Origin of the sequence: Nonomuraea sp. NPDC050663, assembly GCF_044456985.1 — a bacterium.
Lineage (GTDB): Bacteria > Actinomycetota > Actinomycetes > Streptosporangiales > Streptosporangiaceae > Nonomuraea.
The window spans coordinates 1-16391 of sequence record NZ_JBITGL010000005.1 but is presented as its reverse complement, the minus strand read 5'-3'; the positions used below and the strand labels follow the sequence as shown (position 1 = coordinate 16391).

The window sequence follows — 16391 nt, the reverse complement described above, 5'->3', positions numbered from 1 at the left end:
TGACATCTCGTGACGGGTTACAGCGACGATCTACGCCTCGCGCATGTCATGGCGGACGCCGCCGATAACCTCACCATGCGCCGGTTCAAGGCAGTCGACCTCAAGGTCGAGACCAAGCCCGACCTCACCCCGGTCAGCGACGCCGACCGCACGGTGGAGGAGGCGATCAGGGGCACCCTCAGGAGGGCCAGGCCCCGCGACGCGGTCATCGGCGAGGAGTTCGGCAACACCGGATGGGGCGCCAGGTCGTGGGTGATCGACCCGATCGACGGCACCAAGAACTACGTGCGCGGCGTGCCCGTCTGGGCGACGCTCATCGCGCTGATGGACCACGGCAGGGTGGTCGTCGGCCTCGTGTCGGCCCCCGCCCTGGGCAGGCGCTGGTGGGCGGCCAAGGGCGGCGGCTCCTGGACCGGCAGGAGCCTGACCAAGGCCAGCCGCATGAACGTCTCCAAGGTCTCCAAGCTGGAGGACGCCTCCTTCTCCTACTCCAGCTTCGGCGGCTGGGAGGAGCAGGGCAGGCTCGACAACTTCCTCGACCTCAACAGGGCGTGCTGGCGCACCAGGGCCTACGGCGACTTCTGGTCGCACATGATGGTCGCCGAGGGCTCGGTGGACCTGTCGGCCGAGCCCGAGCTGTCGCCGTGGGACATCGCCGCCCTCACCGTGATCGTGGAGGAGGCCGGCGGGCGCTGGACCGATCTCGACGGCGCCACCGGCCTGGAGGGCGGCAGCCTGGTGTGCACCAACGGCCTGCTGCACGACGAGGTCCTGGGCAGGCTCACAACTCCAAGGATGGTTTGAGCCGCTCCAGGCTCCACATGCGCTGGCGCATCACCACGAGCGTCATCAGCGCCAGCGCCGCCACCAGGAAGCCCGCCAGGACGGTCACCGAATGCCAGGTGATGTCCGGGTTGCCGCCCGAGATGGTCACCCGCAGCGCCGCGACGAGGTAGGTCATCGGTACGAACGGGTGGATGGTCGCGAACGGCTCCGGCAGGGTCTCCGGCGGGTAGAGCCCGCCGCACGACACCAGCTGCAGCATGAGCAGGAAGAGGGCCAGCGCGTCGCCCGCGGCGCCGAGCGCGATCCTGATGAGCTGGACGATCGAGACGAACGTCGCCATCCCCAGCGCCATCAGCCCGATCGTGCCGGGCACGTTGACTGGGTGCAGCCCCAGCCCCTCGTCGACGACCAGATACAGGACCATCGCCGCCGCCTGGCCGAGCCCGACGACCGGCAGCCAGGCCGCCGCGGTGACGGTCAGCGAGCCCGCCCCCGACGCCAGGGCCCGCTCGCTGACCGGCTTGAGCATCAGGAACGCCACGATCCCGAACACCCAGAGCGCGATGGGGATGAAGAAGGGCGCAAGGCCCCTGCCGTACGGCCCGGCGGGATGCACGTTGCCGGTGCTGACCCGGACCGGTCCCGCGAAGGTCGGCGCGTCGGCGGCGTCGAGGTCGGGCAGCTTGCCCTTGCCCTCCTCGACGCCGTCGACGAGCTTGCCCGTGCCGTCCTTGAGCGCGCCGAGCCCGCTGCTCAGCTCCCGGGTGCCGCCTAGCAGGGTGCCCACTCCGGCGTCCACCGTCTCGGCGCCCTTGGCCACCAGCCGGGCGCCGTCGTCGAGCTTCTGGATGTCGCGTGCTCCGCGGAAGATCTTCCGCTGGAGCGCTGGCACCTCCCGCTTGAGCGCGGCGATGTCGGCGGCCAGCCGCTCGACCTCCTTGTCGATCTGCCCCGCGGCCGCCGCGACCCGGGCGGCCTCTATGGCCAGGAACTCGGCGAAATCCAGCAACGCGTAATACAGCGGGCTCATCGCCGGGGTGAGCAGGAAGTCCTCCGAGGCGTCCGGGTTGAAGGGCAGCCCGAGCTTCTTCTTCTCCTCGGCGATCCAGCGCGAGAGGTGGTCGCAGATCTCGTAGAGCAGGTCCACGACCGCGCGGGCGGCCATGGCGATGCCCCGCGCCCCCTCCGCGCCGATGCCGGTGATCCTGGCGGCGAGCTGGGCGATGCCGTCGGCCCTGTCGGCCACGATCGGCAGCTCCCGCATGGCCAGCTCGGCCAGCGGCTGCGCGATGGCGTTGAGCTTGTCGACCCCGGCCGCGACCTGCTCGGCTCCTGGCGCCAGGGCCGCGGTGCCGCGCTTGAGCTGCTCGACGCCCTGCACCAGCTGCTGGGCGCCCTCGTCGGCGGCGCCCGCTCCCTTGTCGAGCTCGCGCGCCCCCTTGTCGAGCTCGTCGAGCCCTTCCCTGGCCTCGTCGAGCCCGGCGAAGACCACCTCGAAGTAGGCGGTCACGGCGGCCTCGTTGATCTGCTCCTGCAGCTTGGCCTGGATGGTCTCGGCCATGATGCCGACCAGGTAGTTGTTGCCGTCATCGAGCAGGATCGAGACCGCCGCCCGCTCCGGCGTGCCGTACGCGCCGCTGGCCAGCTTGGAGCTGAAGTCCGAGGGGATCGTGATGATCGCGTAGTAGCGGCCGTCACGCTGGCCGTCGGCGGCCTCCTGGGCCGGGACGAAGTGCCACTGCAGCTCGGGGTCTTCCTTGAGCTTGTCGACGAAGTCCTCGCCCGCCGCGACCCGCTTGCCCTTCACGGTGACCGGCTTGTCCTCGTTGACGACGGCCACCGGCACCTGGTCGATCTTGCCGTACGGGTCCCAGTTCGACCACAGGTAGATCGCCCCGTACAGCAGCGGCACGAGCAGCAGGAAGGCCAGCCCCGCCCGCTGCAGCGGCTTGCGGAAGCGGCGCAGCTCGAACAGGGCCAGGTCAAGCACGCGCACAGCGGACCCATCCGTCGGCCAGGCCGCGCGCGGGCGCCTCCTCGACCGTGGAGGCCACGATCGTCGCGCCCGCGTCGCACGCCCGGCGCAGCGCCAGCCACACCTGCTCCTGCCGATCGGTCGCGGTGTTGTCGTGCACGTCGTCGAGCACCACGACGGGCTTGCCCGCCATCAGCCCCAGCGCCGCGCAGAGCAGGGTCTTGTCGGCGGCGTCGAGTTCCTCGGTGAGCTCCTTCTCCGGAGCGTTCCATCCCAGCGCGGAGCAGGCCCGGCCGAAGGCGTCCTTGCCGACGCGCTCCAGCCGCCTGCGCTCGCGGGCGTGCTCCCCCACCCGCAGTTCCGGCGTCAGGTCGATGGGCGGGCGCACCCGCGCGACCGCCACCTTCTTGCGCACGGACCTCGCCCCGTCGACGGTCAGCTCGCCGCGGGTGACCTTCATGCGACCCGCCAGAGCGAGCAGGAAACACGAGCGTCCCGAGTCGGAGGGGCCGACCACCGCGACCAGGGAGCCGGGCGCCGCTTCCAGCGACAAGCCCTGGAAGATCCAGTGGCCGTGCTTGCGAAGTCCCAGCTCCACCGCTCTGATCACGGTGACCATACTGTCACTCAGAGCTAGAGAAGCCTCGTAACCGCGCTGACCAGGCTCTCCCGGTACCCTCCGCCGAAGAGCACCACATGCACGGCGAGCGGGTGAAGCTGGTGCAAGGGCACCCGATCACGCCATCCGTCGGCGAGCGGTGACACCTCCTGGTATGCGGCCAGGATCCGGTCCAGGTGCGGCGCGCCGAACAGCGCCAGCATGGCCAGGTCCGTCTCGCGGTGCCCGCCGTGCGCGGCCGCGTCGATGAGCACGCCCCTGCCGCCCGACCAGAGCACGTTGCCGTTCCACAGGTCGCCGTGGATGCGGGCGGGCGGCTCGGCGGGGGCGTCGTGGCAGCGGTCGAGCGCGCGCTCGAAGGGCGCCGGGTCCAGGCCCGCCTGCCGTACGAAAGGCAGGACCCGCTGGGAGGCGTAGAAGGAGGGCCAGTCGGGGGCGGGCGTGTTGTCCATGGGCAGCGGTCCGATGAAGCCGGGCCAGTCGGCGCCGAAGGCCTGTGCTCCCCGCGCGTGCGTGGCCGCCAGGTCGCGCCCGAAACGTTCGGCCGCCGCGGCCGTCGGGGGCTCGGGTTCGACCCACTCGACCGCGATGTGCCGCTCGTCCGCGGAGACCACGGGAACGGCGATCGGGCCCAGCCAGCGCAGCCCCGCGGCCTCGGAGGTGAACAAAGGGGAAACAGGCCCTGACTTGACGAAGACCTCCCGGCCATCGGCGAGCGTACGCCTCACCGGTGTTGTTCGATGTACGCGGCCAGCCCTCGCGAGGCCGCCTCCACCATGCGCAGCACCTCGTCGAAACCCTCCTGCCCGCCGTAGTAGGGGTCGGGCACCTCGGCGCCCTCGGGCGCGTCGGGGTCGAAGGAGCGGAACAACCTCGCGCCGCGCGGCAGGCGACGCAGATTGTCCTTGTCCATGGCCAGGACCAGGTCGTACTCGCCGACGCTGAAGTGCTGGGCCCGGTGCGCGGAGCCGTCGTAGCCCGCCGCGGCGAGGGTCGCGAGCGCGCGGGAGTCCATCGGATCGCCCACGTGCCAGTCGCCGGTGCCCGCGCTCTCGACCACGACGTCGCCGAGCCCGTGCTCCTCGAGGGTGCGCCTGAGCACCACTTCGGCCATGGGAGAGCGGCAGATGTTACCCATGCACACCAGGATGACTCGATAGCTCATGTGATCCATCTTGCCTGTTCAAAACGCTTCCGCCGCCGGTCATGGCTCGTTTCATTGCCGTTCACTTTGCCCGGCTTGTATCGGGACGTAACGAAATACGGGATCTCAATACGGAGAAGGACACATACCGTGACCAGTGGACAGCGCCGCCTTCTAGGGGTGGCGACGGCAGCCCTCGTCGTTTCCCTCAGCGCGGCGGCCTGTGGCGGCAACGCGAAGCCCGGCAGCCCCGAGAGCACCTCGGCCGCCGCCCCCGCCGAGAGCGGCAGCGCCGCCGCCCCCGCCGCGCTCAGCGGCGAGGTCAAGGTTGACGGCTCCAGCACCGTCGCCCCGCTCACCCAGGCCGCCTCCGAGCTCTTCGGCGAGGAGCAGCCCCAGGTCAAGGTGCCCGTCGGCACCTCCGGCACAGGCGGTGGTTTCGAGAAGTTCTGCGCCGGCGAGACGGACATCTCCAACGCCTCCCGCGCCATCAAGGACGAGGAGAAGGCGGCCTGCGAGGCCAAGGGCATCAAGTTCACCGAGCTGACGGTGGCCACCGACGCCCTGACCGTGGTCGTGCCCAAGGAGAACACCTGGGCCACCTGCCTGACCACCGACCAGCTCAAGAAGATGTGGGAGCCGGGCGCCGAGGGCAAGGTCAACAGCTGGAAGGACATCGACGCCAAGTTCCCCGACGAGCCGCTCAAGCTGTACGGCCCGGGCACCGACTCCGGCACCTTCGACTACTTCACCGACGCGATCAACGGTGAGGAGGGCGCCAGCCGCAAGGACTACAGCCCCTCCGAGAACGACAACGACATCGTCAACGGTGTCAAGGGCGCCAAGGGCGGCCTGGGCTACTTCGGCTTCACCTACTTCGAGGAGAACGCCGACACCCTGACCGCGGTGCAGGTCGACTCCGGCAAGGGCTGCGTCGCCCCGAGCGTCGAGACCGCCCAGGACGGCACCTACGCCCCGCTCTCGCGGCCGCTGTTCATCTACCCGTCGGCCGCCGCGACCAAGCGTCCCGAGGTCGCCGCCTTCCTCGACTTCTACGTCGGCAACATCGGCGCCATCGCCAAGGACGCCAAGTTCGTCCCGCTCAACCCCGAGCAGGAGGCCAAGCTCAAGTCCGACCTGCAGGCCCTGAAGGGCCTGGCGGGCTGATGACCGCGCAGCACAGGGCGACCGCGACGGGGACCGGCAGGTCCCTGGCGCGGTCGCGCCCGCGTTACGGGGAGCAGGCCATCAAGGTCGTGCTCATGCTCGCGGCGCTGGTGTCGGTGGCCACCACGGTGGGCATCGTCTTCGCGCTGGCGGAGCCGACCATCGAGTTCTTCTCCGAGGTCAGCCTGGCCCAGTTCTTCGGCTCGACCGAGTGGGGCCCGCTGTTCAAGCCGGCGCACTTCGGCGTCTGGCCGATCATCGTGGCCACCCTGGAGATCACGCTCATCGCCATCGTCGTCGCCGTGCCCCTCGGCCTGGCCGCGGCGATCTACCTCTCGGAGTACGCCTCCCGCCGGGTCCGCAAGATCTTCAAGCCGGTCCTGGAGGTCCTGGCCGGCGTGCCCACCGTGGTCTTCGGCTTCTTCGCCCTGACCCTGGTCACGCCGCTGCTGCAGGACGTCTTCCCCTGGCTCGGCCTGGAGCCGAAGAACGCGCTGAGCGCGGGCCTGCTGGTCGGCGTCATGATCATCCCGATCATCGCCTCGATGTCCGAGGACTCCATGGCCGCGGTGCCCAACGGGCTGCGCGAGGGCTCCTACGCCCTGGGCGCCTCCAAGATGCTCACCTCGGTGCGCGTCGTGGTGCCCGCCGCCTTCTCCGGCATCGTCGCCGCCATCATCCTGGCGATCTCGCGGGCCGCGGGCGAGACGATGATCGTCGCCATCGCCGCCGGCTTCAAGTCGGTCTTCACGCTCGACCCGACGCAGGAGATGTCGACGATGGCCGCCTTCATCGCCCAGGCGGGCTCGGGTGACGCCTCCACCGGCTCGATCGCCTACAAGACCATCTTCGCGGTCGGCTCGCTGCTGTTCCTCATGACCTTCGCCATGAACTGGTTCAGCGCGCGAATGGTCCAGAAATATCGCGAGGTCTACGACTGATGGCCATCCTCAGTACCCCCAAGTCGGCCGTCCAGCTGGCCGGAAAGGGACGCCCGCTCAGGGAGCACGTCTTCCGCATCGCCCTGCTGTCCAGCCTGGTGATCGCGCTCGGCTTCCTGGCCCTGCTGCTCGTCTACGTGGTCCAGGACGGCTGGCCGCGCCTCGACTCGGCCCTCTGGGAGAACCAGCCCTCGATCCGGCGGCCCGAGACGGCCGGTATCCAGTCGGGCATCTTCGGCACGCTCTGGATCATCGCGCTGACCGCCCTCATGGCGCTGCCGACCGGCATCCTGGCCGCGGTCTACCTGGAGGAGTACGCCGACAAGACCAAGTGGTACAACCGCCTGATCGAGCTGAACATCTCGAACCTGGCGGCCGTGCCCTCGATCGTCTACGGCATCCTCGGCCTCGGACTCATCGCCCGGTGGATGCAGTTCGGCTTCACCGTCATGACCGGCGCGATCACCATCTCGCTGCTGGTGCTGCCGATCGTCATCATCGCCGCCCGCGAGGCCATCAAGGCCGTGCCGCCGTCCATCCGCGAGGGCTCGCTGGCGTTGGGGGCCACCCAGTGGCAGACCATCTGGCGCCAGGTGCTGCCCGCCGCCGTGCCCGGCATGGCGACCGGCTCCATCCTGGCCCTGTCGCGCGCCATCGGCGAGGCCGCGCCCTTCCTGATGCTGGGCGCCGCGACCCTCGTGCGTTTCAACCCCGAGGGTGTCTGGAGCAGCTTCACCGTGCTGCCCATCCAGATCTACTCCTTCATCAGCCAGTCGCGTGAGGAGTTCCACGTCCTGGCCGCGGCGGCCATCGTGATCCTGCTCGCGATCCTGCTGCTCATGAACTCCGTGGCCATCTGGCTCCGTAACCGCTACCAGAAGCGGTGGTGAGAGGACGCAATGTCTGAGATTGGAATCTCGATGCCGAACGTGACCGTCCGTGGTCCCGAGGCGCCCCGCAACCTGGAGGCGCTCGACCCGGTCTTCCAGGTGGATGACCTCAGCGTCTTCTACGGCGACTACGAGGCCGTGCGCAACGTCGACATGACGATCGGCAACCGCGAGATCACCGCCATGATCGGCCCGTCCGGATGCGGCAAGTCGACCGTGCTGCGGTGCTTCAACCGCATGAACGACCTCATCCCCGGCGCCCGCGCCGCCGGCAAGATCACCTATCACGGTGAGGACCTCTACGGCGACCACGTCGACCCGATCGAGGTGCGCCGCCGGATCGGCATGGTCTTCCAGAAGCCCAACCCCTTCCCCAAGTCGATCTACGACAACATCGCCTACGGCCCCCGGGTCAACGGCATGAAGGGCAAGATGGACGACCTGGTCGAGCAGGCGCTCACCCAGGCGGCCCTGTGGGACGAGGTCAAGGACAAGCTGAAGCAGAACGCGCTCTCCCTGTCGGGAGGCCAGCAGCAGCGTCTGTGCATCGCCCGCGCGATCGCTGTCAGGCCCGAGGTCATCCTCATGGACGAGCCCTGCTCCGCCCTGGACCCGATCGCCACCACCAAGATCGAGGACCTGATGCAGGAGCTGTCGCGCGACTACACGATCGTGATCGTCACGCACAACATGCAGCAGGCCGCCCGCGTCTCCGACCGCACCGCCTTCTTCACCGCCGAGCTCGACGACGCGGGCGTACGGCACGGCCGCCTGGTGGAGTTCGACGAGACCAGCCGCATCTTCACCAACCCGGCCGACAAGCGCACCGAGGACTACATCACGGGGCGCTTCGGCTGATGGCTTCCGAGATGCCCGTCCTGCTGGTGGCCGACCCTGACGAGGACCTCGTCAAGGAGCTGGCCGCCTCCCTGGAACGCGAGGGTGTCTCGGTCACCGGCGTGCGCGACGGCGCACAGGCGTTGCTCCAGGCTGGAGCATTACAGCCGGACGTGGTGCTCGTGGCGGCCACGTTGCCGGTCATCGGGGCAGTGGATTTCGTGCGAGCGGTACGGCTCTCGCGTGCCGTACCGGTCTTGCTCGGCGTCGGCGAGGGGCACGCCGAGAAGGCGGTCCAGGCCCTGGCCGCGGGTGCGTCGGCCTGCGTGGCCCGGCCCTACCGCGTGCCCGAGCTGTTGCCCTTCATCCAGGCCTCGCCCCGCGTGCTCGCGGTCGGCGCGGTCGAGCTGGATGTGGTCGCGCACCAGGTGCGGGTCGACGGGCGTGCCGTCCACCTGCCGCTGCGCGAGTTCGAGCTGCTGCACTACCTGATGCGCAACGTCGACCGGACGGTCACGCGCGACCAGATCATGCGGCACGTGTGGAACACCATGGAGGGCGGCTCGACGAACACGATCGCGGTGCACGTCAAACGGCTGCGCGCGCGGCTCGGCGACCACGAGGACAAGCTCATCCAGACCGTGCGGGGCGTGGGCTACCGGCTCAGCAAGAGCGGAAATGTGGCATGATCCGGCGGACCACGCCCTCGACCGTGGCGATGCCGTCGGCCGCCTCGGCGCTGCCCTCGGTGAGGACCGCCACGGCGTAGCGTTCGTCGATCAGCCCGACGCTGACCACGGCCCACTTCTTGGTGGAGATGCGCTTCAGCCAGCCGTTCTTCAGTGACGTGTCCTGGCCCTTGCAGGCTCCGGCGCCGACGCCCCAGTCCTGGCCGTCGACGACGTCGCCCATCAGGCGCCGGACCTGCCGCCTGTCGGCCTCCGCCAGCGGGCTCCCCGGGCTGACGAGCGCGTTCATCAGGCGCACCTGGTCGTCGGCGCTGGTGCGGGTGATGCCCCAGCAGTACAGGTCGAGGCAGTCGCCGGGCACACCGGCGGTGTGCTTGAGCCCGAACTTCCTGCCCGCCCTGGTGAAGCCCGCCGCTCCCCCGATGCGCAGCCAGAGCCGGTCGGCGGCGTGGTTGTCGCTGTGGCGGATCATGATGTCGGCGTCGCGTCTCGTCGCCTTGTCGAGCTTGCTCCAGGGCGTCTTCAGCAGCAGGGCCATGAGGATCTGCGCCTTGGCGGTGCTCGCGGTGATCATCCGCTCCTGGCGGTGGTAGCGGTAGATCTTGCGTGTCTTCAGGTCCCAGACCGTCGCGGTCACCGGGCCGGGTCGTCCGGCGAGGAACGAGCCGAGCCGTTCGGTGACGGCTTTCGCGCTGACCGGAGGGGCGTGCATTCCGGTGACCGCCAGGACTCCCGCGAGCGCCACGTGAAGCATGCCTGTTTGATGCTCGAAGTGGCGCCCGGGTTCGTCAGGCCAGGCGGGCGATCGAATCGTCGTCGCAGCCGTCCCAGAAGCCGCCGACCACGTCCTCCAGGTGCTCCAGCGACTCGGCCCTGAACAGCACGTCCTGGTACTTGGTGATGTCGTAGGCGGTGGTGCCCATCTCCCTGATGTCGAGGTCACGGATGTCCATGCCGCGGAACTCCTCGATCTCGCCGTACGACGACAGGATGCCCGCGCCGTAGGCCCGCAGCTCGTTCTGCTCGGTCATGACGCCGAACTCGAGCGTGAACCAGAAGATCTTGGAGATGAACTCCAGCGCCGCGTCGGTCTCCACCCTGCGCGCCGCCTCGCCCGCCTTGCGGTACAGCGCCGCGTACCGGTCGCCGGCCAGCGCGTTGGCATGGCCGATGACCTCGTGGACGACGTCGGGCTCGGGGGTGTAGAACGGCACCGAGTGGTGGCGGATGTACTGCGTCGAGTGGAAGTACCCGTCGGCCAGCACGCCGTAGAAGGTGCGCAGCGGCACCAGCCCGGCCGCCGGCAGGTAGCGGAAGCCCGTCAGCGGTTCGAGCAGCTCGCTGACCTCCTGCAGCTGCGGGATGCGCTCCTGCGGGAGCCCGAGCCGCTCGGCGGCGTCGACGTACTCCTGCGTCGCGTACTTACGGTGCTTGATCTTGAGCTCGCGGGTGACGCTCGCCCAGACCTCGTGCTCCTGCTCGGTGTACTCCGCGGCCGGGATCGGCTCGCCCACGGTGTGGTTCACCGCCAGGGCGGCGATCGCGTTGCGCCGGGCCCGGTAGACCTCGTCGGCGAAACCCGGGTGGCTCCTGGAGAGCTCGACCACCACGCCGCCGTCTTCCGTCGTGGCCACTGGAGCGAAATACTGCGCTTCCTCGAACATGTCGTAAATCACAGCAATGTCCCATACGGGCTGGCAAGAGCGACCAGTTCTTTTGCACGATTCGCCCACTTTCGTACGGTGAAGCCTTCCTTTCGCTGGTCGAATCGACCAGGCTTGCCCCATGGACCAGTTGGACGTCCGCCTGCTCACCACCATGCGCGCCCACCCACGGATCGGGCTGACCGAGCTCGCCCGCCTCCTCGGCGTCGCCCGCGGCACCGTGCAGGCCCGCGTCGAGAAGCTCACCGCCGGAGGGGTCATCACCGACTTCGGCCCGACCGTCTCCGTGCCCGCCGCCGGCTACCCGATCCTGGCCTTCGTCTCGCTCCAGATCGCCCAGGGCCGGCTCGCCGAGGCGGTGATCGCCCTGCGTGCCGTCCCCGAGATCCTCGAAGTGCACGGCACCAGCGGGCAGCACGACCTGCTCTGCCGCGTGGTCGCGCGCAGCACCGAGCACCTTCAGGAGGTCATCGCCACCGTGCTGGCCTCCCCCGCCGTGCAGCGCACCGACACCACGATCGCCCTGTCCACGCAGATCCCCTTCCGTATCGAGCCGCTGCTCGGCGCGGCCGTCTCAGGCTGACTCCCTGATCACCAGGTCGCACGGCATCACCACCGACTCCTGCGCCTGCTCCTCGAACAGGTCGAGCAGTAATCTGACCGTCGCCAGTGCCTGGGCGTCCATCGGGCTGCGCACGGTCGTCAGCGGCGGCGCGGTGTACTGCGCCGCCTCGATGTCGTCGAACCCCACCACCGCCACGTCGTCGGGCACCCTGCGGCCGTGCTTGCGCAGCACGTGCAGCGCGCCGATCGCCATCAGGTCGTTGGCGGCGAAGACGGCGTCGAGCCGCGGATCGTCCTGGAGCAGCTGGCCCATGGCCTCGGCGCCCGAGATGCGAGTGAAGTCGCCCAGTGCCATCATCGACCGGCAGCCCGCCTCCCGCACCGCGCCGTTGTAGCCGGCCAGGCGCTCCTGCGAGGCGATCAGGTCCATCGGCCCGGTGATCGTGGCCACCCGGCGCCTGCCCAGCCCGAGCAGATGCCGTACGGCCAGCCCCGCGCCGCCCTCGTTGTCGTTCTCCACGTACGGCACCGCCGCCGAGCTGCGGCCGAACGACACCATCGGCACCCGCTTCCTGGCCAGCATGTACGGCAGCGGATCGGCGCCGTGCAACGAGACCAGCATGACGCCGTCGACGTGCCCGGCCACCACGTAGCGCTCGACCCGCTCGCGGCTCTCGTCGGAGCCGGCCAGCATGAGCACCACCTGCTTGCCCGCCGCCTCCAGCGCGCGGCTGGCCGTACGGACCACGGCCGCGAAGAGCGGATCGTCCGACACCAGCCCCTTGGGCGGATCGGACACCACCAGGGCGACCGCGTCCGTGCGGCGGGTCACCAGGTTGCGCGCCGCGGCGTTCGGCACGTAGCCCAGCTCGCCGACGGCGTCGAGCACCGCCTCACGGATGCGGGGCGCGACCGTGCTCACGCCGTTGATCACTCGCGACACGGTCGACTTGGACACGCCGGCGCGTGCCGCGACCGCGTCAAGGGTCGGACGCTGCATGGGTCTCCTTCAGGGAGCGCTCCCCGAAGGTTACACCCGTTGCCCCGTGATGTTCCATCCCCGTTAATTGGGCCTTGACAGTTGTCAATTCGATGGCGGACCGTACTCGCTCAGGGAGCGCTCTCTCGACGCTAGGAGAACCGCATGAGACGCCCGCTGATCCTTCTGCTGCTGGCGCTGGTCGCCGGCTTACTCTCCGCTCCACCCGCCCACGCCGCCCCACCCCTGTCGCAGGGCAAGCCCGCCACCGCCTCCTCCGTCGAGGCGGCACCCTTCGGCGCCGCCAACGCCGTCGACGGCGACCCCGGCACCCGCTGGTCCAGCGCCTTCTCCGACCCGCAGTGGCTCACCGTCGACCTCGGCGCCACCGCCTCCATCGGCAGCGTCGTCCTCAACTGGGAGACCGCCCACGCCTCGGCCTTCCGCCTGCAGACCTCGCCCGACAACAGCACCTGGACCACGATCCACACCACGACGTCCTCCACCGGCGGCGTCCAGACGATCAACGTGACCGGCTCCGGCCGCTACGTGCGCCTGTACGCCGACACGCGCGCCACCGCGTGGGGCGTCTCCCTCTGGGAGTTCCAGGTGCACGCCGGTGGCACCTCCGGCGGCGAGCAGCTGCTGTCGTACGGCAAGCCGGGCACCGCCTCCTCCTCCCAGCACGACGGCAACTGCTGGGAGTGCACCCCCGCCAGGGCCTTCGACCTCGACCCCGCCTCCCGCTGGGCGACCAGCTCCACCACCGGCTGGGTGGACCCCGGCTGGATCGCCGTCGACCTCGGCGCCACCGCCCAGATCACCAAGATCGTCCTGCAGTGGGACCCCGCCTACGCCAGGTCGTACCAGATCCAGGTCTCCCCCAACGGCACCGACTGGACCCCGATCTACTCCACGACCACCAGCACCGGCTTCAAGCAGGTCCTCAACGTCACCGGAACCGGCCGCCACGTGCGCATGTACGGCACGCAGCGCTCCTCCGCCTACGGCTACTCCCTCTGGGAGTTCCAGGTGTACGGCACCGGCGGCGCCCCCACCACCCCGCCGCCCAGCCCGCCCGACCCGCGCAACCCCATGCAACTGGTCTGGAGCGACGAATTCAACGGCGCCGCCGGCACCACCCCCGACCCCGCCAAGTGGCGCGCCGACCCCGGCACCGGGCCCAACAACGAGCTCGAGTACTACACCGACCACCGCAACGCCGCCATGAACGGCAGCGGGCAACTGGTCCTCGAAGCACGCCGCGAGACCACCCCCGGCTCGTCCTGCCCCGGCGGGACCTGCCAGTACACCTCGGCCAGGATCAACACCGGCACCAAGTTCCACTTCACCTACGGACGCGTCGAAGCGCGCGTCAGGGTGCCCAAGGGGAACGGGCTGTGGCCGGCGTTCTGGATGATGGGCGCCGACTTCCTCACCGGGCGGCCGTGGCCGTACAACGGGGAGATCGACATCCTGGAGGTGCTGGGGAAGGACACCAAGACGTCGTACTCGACCGTGCACGCGCCCGCGTACAACGGCGGTGGCGGCATCGGCGCGCCGTACACGCTGCCCGGCGGGGCGGACTTCGCCGACGACTTCCACGTGTGGGCCGCCACCTGGGACAGCAAGGGGATCACCTACACGCTCGACGGGCGGACGGTGTTCACGCTGGACAAGGCGCAGGTGGAGGCCACCCGCGGGCCTTGGGTGTTCGACCATCCGTTCTACATCATCCTGAACCTGGCGGTCGGGGGTGACTGGCCGGGGCCGCCGGACGCTTCCACGCCGTTCCCGGCACGGATGCTCGTCGACTACGTGCGGGTGTACCAGTGATGGGGCGGCTCCGTGCACGCTCCGCTCTCACTGGGCGGTCGGCTCTCACTGGACGGTCAGCTCTCACTGGGCGGTCAGCTCTCACTGGGCGGTCAGCTCTCACTGGGCGGTCAGCTCTCACTGGGCGGTCAGCTCTCGCTGGGCGGCTTGTTCGTCTCGCTGGGGGATCTGACCTGGTTCGGCGCTTCTGCCGCATCGCCGCGCTGATGATCCTGCTGGTCGCGGCGCTGGCCGTGCCCGCGCAGGTGGCCAGCGCGGCGCCGATCTCCCAGGGCCGGTCGGCCACCGCCTCCTCCGTGGAGAGCGCGGCCACCTCCGCGGCCGCCGCCGTCGACGGCGACCCCGGCACCCGCTGGTCCAGCGCCTTCGCCGACCCCCAGTGGCTCTCCGTCGACCTGGGCTCCTCCGTCACCATCGCCCGCGTCGTCCTCAACTGGGAGGCCGCCTACGCGAGCGCCTACCGCCTGGAGGTCTCCCCCAACGGCACCACCTGGACCTCCGTCTACTCGACGACCACCGGCGCCGGCGGCGTGCAGTCGGTGGACCTCACGGCGACCGCCCGCTACATCCGCCTCTACGCGGAACGTCGCGCCACCTCCTGGGGCGTCTCGCTCTGGGAGTTCCAGGTGTACGGCACAGCGGGCAACATCGTCAGGGTCGCCGAGTTCCTGGCCGACTGCCCGTTCACCCACCGCCTGCCCGACGATCCCATCGTCTTCCCCGGCCTGCCCGGCGCCTCCCACATGCACAGCTTCTTCGGCAACCGCTCCACCAACGCGCACTCCACGGTCGCGACGCTGCTCGCCTCCACGAGCAACTGCGACCCCGCCGAAGACCTGTCGTCGTACTGGGTCCCGACCCTGTACGCCGACGGGGTGCCCGTGGAACCCACCGGCACGACCTTCTACTACCTCGGCGAAGGCGTCGCCGACTCGGTGATCGCCAGGATCCAGCCACTCCCGCTGGGCCTGCGCATCGTCGCCGGCAACGCCAAGGCCACCGCACCCGACGACACGACGATCTCCCGTTGGTCGTGCCTGCACGCCGGGCACGTCGGATCCTCGAAGGACTTCGTGAACTGCCCCGCCGGCACGATGCTGGAGTCGTACCTGGACTTCCCGCAGTGCTGGAACGGGCGCGATCTCGACTCTCCCGACCACAAGAGCCACATGGCCTATCCGGTCGGCGGGCAGTGTCCTTCCACGCACCCCGTTCCGGTACCGAAGCTCCGCCAGGTGCTGCGGTATCCGGTGAACGGTGATCCGGCCCGGTTCCGGCTGGCTTCCGGCGCCGGGTTCACGATGCACGGCGACTTCTTCAACGCCTGGCCGGAGGCGGAGATGGAGCGACGGGTGCGCGATTGCATCCGGCCGATCATCAAGTGCGGCGCCAACGGGCGTCCGTGAGCGATGTGGCTTCTTCGTTGTTCGTACGGATAACGCGCCAGGCAGGCCGGCTCACGGCCTGCCTGGCCACCGTGCTCGTTCTTTGTACGGCGTGCACGGGTGCTCCAGCCCGGCCCTCCGTCTCCGTCTCCGTCCTGTCTGCTACGGACATCGCGTGGGCCGAGCTGATGATTCCCATGAACGAGCAGGCGCTGCGACTCATGGCCCTGATCCCCGATCGCACATCTGGCCTTGAGTTGAGGAAGCTCGCCGACGAGCTCGTTCCCGCTCACCGGACCGAGCTCGACCGGCTGCGGGGACTGCTCGCCGGTCGGCCGACGACCAATCCTCACGAGGGCCACGAGATGCCCGGGATGATGACTCCGGCACAGCTCGGAGAGGTGGAGACACTGAAAGGGCGAGCCTTCGAGCGGGCTGCCGTCGACGGATTGCGGGCTCATCTGGAGCAGTCGGCGAAGGTGTGCGCTGGGGAGGTGACCGCAGGAGCACATCCGGAGGCCGTCGAACTGGCCGCGGCCATGCGGAAGACACGCGACAATGCGCTTCGGGCCGCGCTGTTCAGCCCGTAAACGCAGAAAGGCCCGCACTAGGCGGGCCTTTCTGATCAATATTTGTGCGGCGGCGACCTACTCTCCCACACCCTGGCGAGTGCAGTACCATCGGCGCAGAGAAGCTTAACTTCCGGGTTCGGAATGTAACCGGGTGTTTCCTTCCCGCCATAACCACCGCAACATCTCGAGACCATTTGTTGTCTCAGAATTGCGTAGTGGACGCGAGCATTTCACACAACAGAATTGTGTAGCTTTGTGGTCAAGTCCTCGGCCTATTAGTACCGGTCAGCTCCACACATTACTGTGCTTCCACCTCCGGCCTATCAACCCAGTCGTCTACTGG

General features: G+C 69.3%; 17 protein-coding genes and 1 rRNA gene. 10 read left to right on the top strand and 8 right to left on the bottom strand.

The genetic code is table 11. The features are described 5' to 3' along the window. Nucleotides 1-9 precede the first annotated feature (9 nt). Nucleotides 10-804: a histidinol-phosphatase gene (hisN, locus tag ACIBH1_RS17005; protein WP_397314699.1), complete on the top strand. Its 795-nt coding sequence runs from the start codon at nt 10-12 to the stop codon at nt 802-804. On the opposite strand, the gene ACIBH1_RS17000 is transcribed toward hisN, so the two are convergent. The 4 genes from ACIBH1_RS17000 to ACIBH1_RS16985 are packed head-to-tail and all read right to left on the bottom strand — an operon-like array spanning nt 782 to nt 4545. Next, nucleotides 782-2782 carry a YhgE/Pip family protein gene (locus tag ACIBH1_RS17000; protein WP_397314698.1) on the bottom strand — a complete coding sequence of 667 codons (2001 nt, stop codon included), beginning with the start codon at nt 2780-2782 and terminating at the stop codon, nt 782-784. The two genes, hisN and ACIBH1_RS17000, sit on opposite strands and share 23 nt — an antisense overlap. After that, nucleotides 2769-3371 carry an ATP-binding cassette domain-containing protein gene (locus ACIBH1_RS16995; protein ID WP_397314697.1) on the bottom strand — a complete coding sequence of 201 codons (603 nt, stop codon included), beginning with the start codon at nt 3369-3371 and terminating at the stop codon, nt 2769-2771. Before ACIBH1_RS16995 ends, ACIBH1_RS17000 begins: the two co-directional genes overlap by 14 nt. 23 nt (nt 3372-3394) lie before the next feature. Then, complete coding sequence (locus ACIBH1_RS16990) at nt 3395-4108, bottom strand: fructosamine kinase family protein (RefSeq protein WP_397314696.1); 714 nt, start codon at nt 4106-4108, stop codon at nt 3395-3397. After that, entirely contained in the window at nt 4105-4545 is a 441-nt protein-coding gene (locus ACIBH1_RS16985; RefSeq protein WP_397314695.1) for a low molecular weight protein-tyrosine-phosphatase, read from the bottom strand. The genes ACIBH1_RS16990 and ACIBH1_RS16985 overlap by 4 nt, the downstream gene beginning before the upstream one ends. A 129-nt stretch (nt 4546-4674) precedes the next feature. Here ACIBH1_RS16985 and ACIBH1_RS16980 point away from each other — a divergent pair, with 129 nt between their 5' ends. From ACIBH1_RS16980 to ACIBH1_RS16960, 5 genes are read left to right on the top strand one after another with little or no spacing between them, the layout of a single operon-like run. Continuing rightward, nucleotides 4675-5691, top strand: coding sequence for a PstS family phosphate ABC transporter substrate-binding protein (locus tag ACIBH1_RS16980; protein WP_397314694.1), 1017 nt, complete (start codon nt 4675-4677; stop codon nt 5689-5691). Continuing rightward, complete coding sequence (gene pstC / locus ACIBH1_RS16975; RefSeq protein WP_397314693.1) at nt 5691-6632, top strand: phosphate ABC transporter permease subunit PstC; 942 nt, start codon at nt 5691-5693, stop codon at nt 6630-6632. The genes ACIBH1_RS16980 and pstC overlap by 1 nt, the downstream gene beginning before the upstream one ends. Further along, complete coding sequence (gene pstA, locus ACIBH1_RS16970; RefSeq protein ID WP_397314692.1) at nt 6632-7522, top strand: phosphate ABC transporter permease PstA; 891 nt, start codon at nt 6632-6634, stop codon at nt 7520-7522. Before pstC ends, pstA begins: the two co-directional genes overlap by 1 nt. 30 nt (nt 7523-7552) lie before the next feature. Further along, nucleotides 7553-8380 carry a phosphate ABC transporter ATP-binding protein PstB gene (pstB, locus tag ACIBH1_RS16965; protein ID WP_397315322.1) on the top strand — a complete coding sequence of 276 codons (828 nt, stop codon included), beginning with the start codon at nt 7553-7555 and terminating at the stop codon, nt 8378-8380. Next, nucleotides 8380-9048: a response regulator transcription factor gene (locus tag ACIBH1_RS16960; RefSeq protein ID WP_397314691.1), complete on the top strand. Its 669-nt coding sequence runs from the start codon at nt 8380-8382 to the stop codon at nt 9046-9048. Before pstB ends, ACIBH1_RS16960 begins: the two co-directional genes overlap by 1 nt. On the opposite strand, the gene ACIBH1_RS16955 is transcribed toward ACIBH1_RS16960, so the two are convergent. Next, nucleotides 9023-9802 (bottom strand): serine hydrolase, encoded by a 780-nt coding sequence (locus tag ACIBH1_RS16955; RefSeq protein WP_397314690.1) that lies wholly within the window; start codon nt 9800-9802, stop codon nt 9023-9025. The two genes, ACIBH1_RS16960 and ACIBH1_RS16955, sit on opposite strands and share 26 nt — an antisense overlap. Before the next feature lie 34 nt (nt 9803-9836). Next, nucleotides 9837-10712 carry a phenylalanine 4-monooxygenase gene (locus ACIBH1_RS16950; RefSeq protein ID WP_397314689.1) on the bottom strand — a complete coding sequence of 292 codons (876 nt, stop codon included), beginning with the start codon at nt 10710-10712 and terminating at the stop codon, nt 9837-9839. Nucleotides 10713-10833: 121 nt separating this feature from the next. On the opposite strand from ACIBH1_RS16950, the gene ACIBH1_RS16945 reads away from it, so the two are divergent. Next, nucleotides 10834-11295, top strand: a complete 462-nt coding sequence (locus ACIBH1_RS16945) for an Lrp/AsnC family transcriptional regulator (RefSeq protein ID WP_397314688.1) — start codon at nt 10834-10836, stop codon at nt 11293-11295. Here ACIBH1_RS16945 and ACIBH1_RS16940 read toward each other — a convergent pair. Next, the gene (locus ACIBH1_RS16940) at nt 11287-12276 is read right to left on the bottom strand and encodes a LacI family DNA-binding transcriptional regulator (protein ID WP_397314687.1); all 990 of its coding nucleotides are present in this window, start codon (nt 12274-12276) and stop codon (nt 11287-11289) included. The two genes, ACIBH1_RS16945 and ACIBH1_RS16940, sit on opposite strands and share 9 nt — an antisense overlap. A 144-nt stretch (nt 12277-12420) precedes the next feature. Between ACIBH1_RS16940 and ACIBH1_RS16935 the strand changes: the two genes are divergently transcribed. The 3 genes from ACIBH1_RS16935 to ACIBH1_RS16925 all read left to right on the top strand — a co-directional run bounded on the left by ACIBH1_RS16935 (nt 12421) and on the right by ACIBH1_RS16925 (nt 16066). Beyond that, nucleotides 12421-14091 (top strand): discoidin domain-containing protein, encoded by a 1671-nt coding sequence (locus ACIBH1_RS16935; RefSeq protein WP_397314686.1) that lies wholly within the window; start codon nt 12421-12423, stop codon nt 14089-14091. A gap of 206 nt (nt 14092-14297) precedes the next feature. Then, nucleotides 14298-15497 carry a DUF1996 domain-containing protein gene (locus tag ACIBH1_RS16930; RefSeq protein ID WP_397314685.1) on the top strand — a complete coding sequence of 400 codons (1200 nt, stop codon included), beginning with the start codon at nt 14298-14300 and terminating at the stop codon, nt 15495-15497. Further along, complete coding sequence (locus ACIBH1_RS16925) at nt 15473-16066, top strand: DUF305 domain-containing protein (protein ID WP_397315321.1); 594 nt, start codon at nt 15473-15475, stop codon at nt 16064-16066. The genes ACIBH1_RS16930 and ACIBH1_RS16925 overlap by 25 nt, the downstream gene beginning before the upstream one ends. A gap of 44 nt (nt 16067-16110) precedes the next feature. Here the strand turns inward: ACIBH1_RS16925 and rrf are convergent. Then, nucleotides 16111-16227 (bottom strand): 5S ribosomal RNA (rrf, locus tag ACIBH1_RS16920). Nucleotides 16228-16391: the final 164 nt, after the last annotated feature.

What these genes read in the sequence shown, in the direction of transcription:
- ACIBH1_RS16985 (WP_397314695.1), bottom strand. Translation starts at nt 4,545, where the DNA reads ATGAGCTATCGAGTCATCCTGGTGTGCATGGGTAACATCTGCCGCTCT.
- ACIBH1_RS16930 (WP_397314685.1), top strand. Translation starts at nt 14,298, where the DNA reads ATGATCCTGCTGGTCGCGGCGCTGGCCGTGCCCGCGCAGGTGGCCAGC.
- ACIBH1_RS16950 (WP_397314689.1), bottom strand. Translation starts at nt 10,712, where the DNA reads ATGTTCGAGGAAGCGCAGTATTTCGCTCCAGTGGCCACGACGGAAGAC.
- pstC (WP_397314693.1), top strand. Translation starts at nt 5,691, where the DNA reads ATGACCGCGCAGCACAGGGCGACCGCGACGGGGACCGGCAGGTCCCTG.
- pstA (WP_397314692.1), top strand. Translation starts at nt 6,632, where the DNA reads ATGGCCATCCTCAGTACCCCCAAGTCGGCCGTCCAGCTGGCCGGAAAG.
- ACIBH1_RS16940 (WP_397314687.1), bottom strand. Translation starts at nt 12,276, where the DNA reads ATGCAGCGTCCGACCCTTGACGCGGTCGCGGCACGCGCCGGCGTGTCC.
- ACIBH1_RS16935 (WP_397314686.1), top strand. Translation starts at nt 12,421, where the DNA reads ATGAGACGCCCGCTGATCCTTCTGCTGCTGGCGCTGGTCGCCGGCTTA.
- pstB (WP_397315322.1), top strand. Translation starts at nt 7,553, where the DNA reads ATGCCGAACGTGACCGTCCGTGGTCCCGAGGCGCCCCGCAACCTGGAG.
- ACIBH1_RS16945 (WP_397314688.1), top strand. Translation starts at nt 10,834, where the DNA reads ATGGACCAGTTGGACGTCCGCCTGCTCACCACCATGCGCGCCCACCCA.
- ACIBH1_RS16955 (WP_397314690.1), bottom strand. Translation starts at nt 9,802, where the DNA reads ATGCTTCACGTGGCGCTCGCGGGAGTCCTGGCGGTCACCGGAATGCAC.
- ACIBH1_RS16960 (WP_397314691.1), top strand. Translation starts at nt 8,380, where the DNA reads ATGGCTTCCGAGATGCCCGTCCTGCTGGTGGCCGACCCTGACGAGGAC.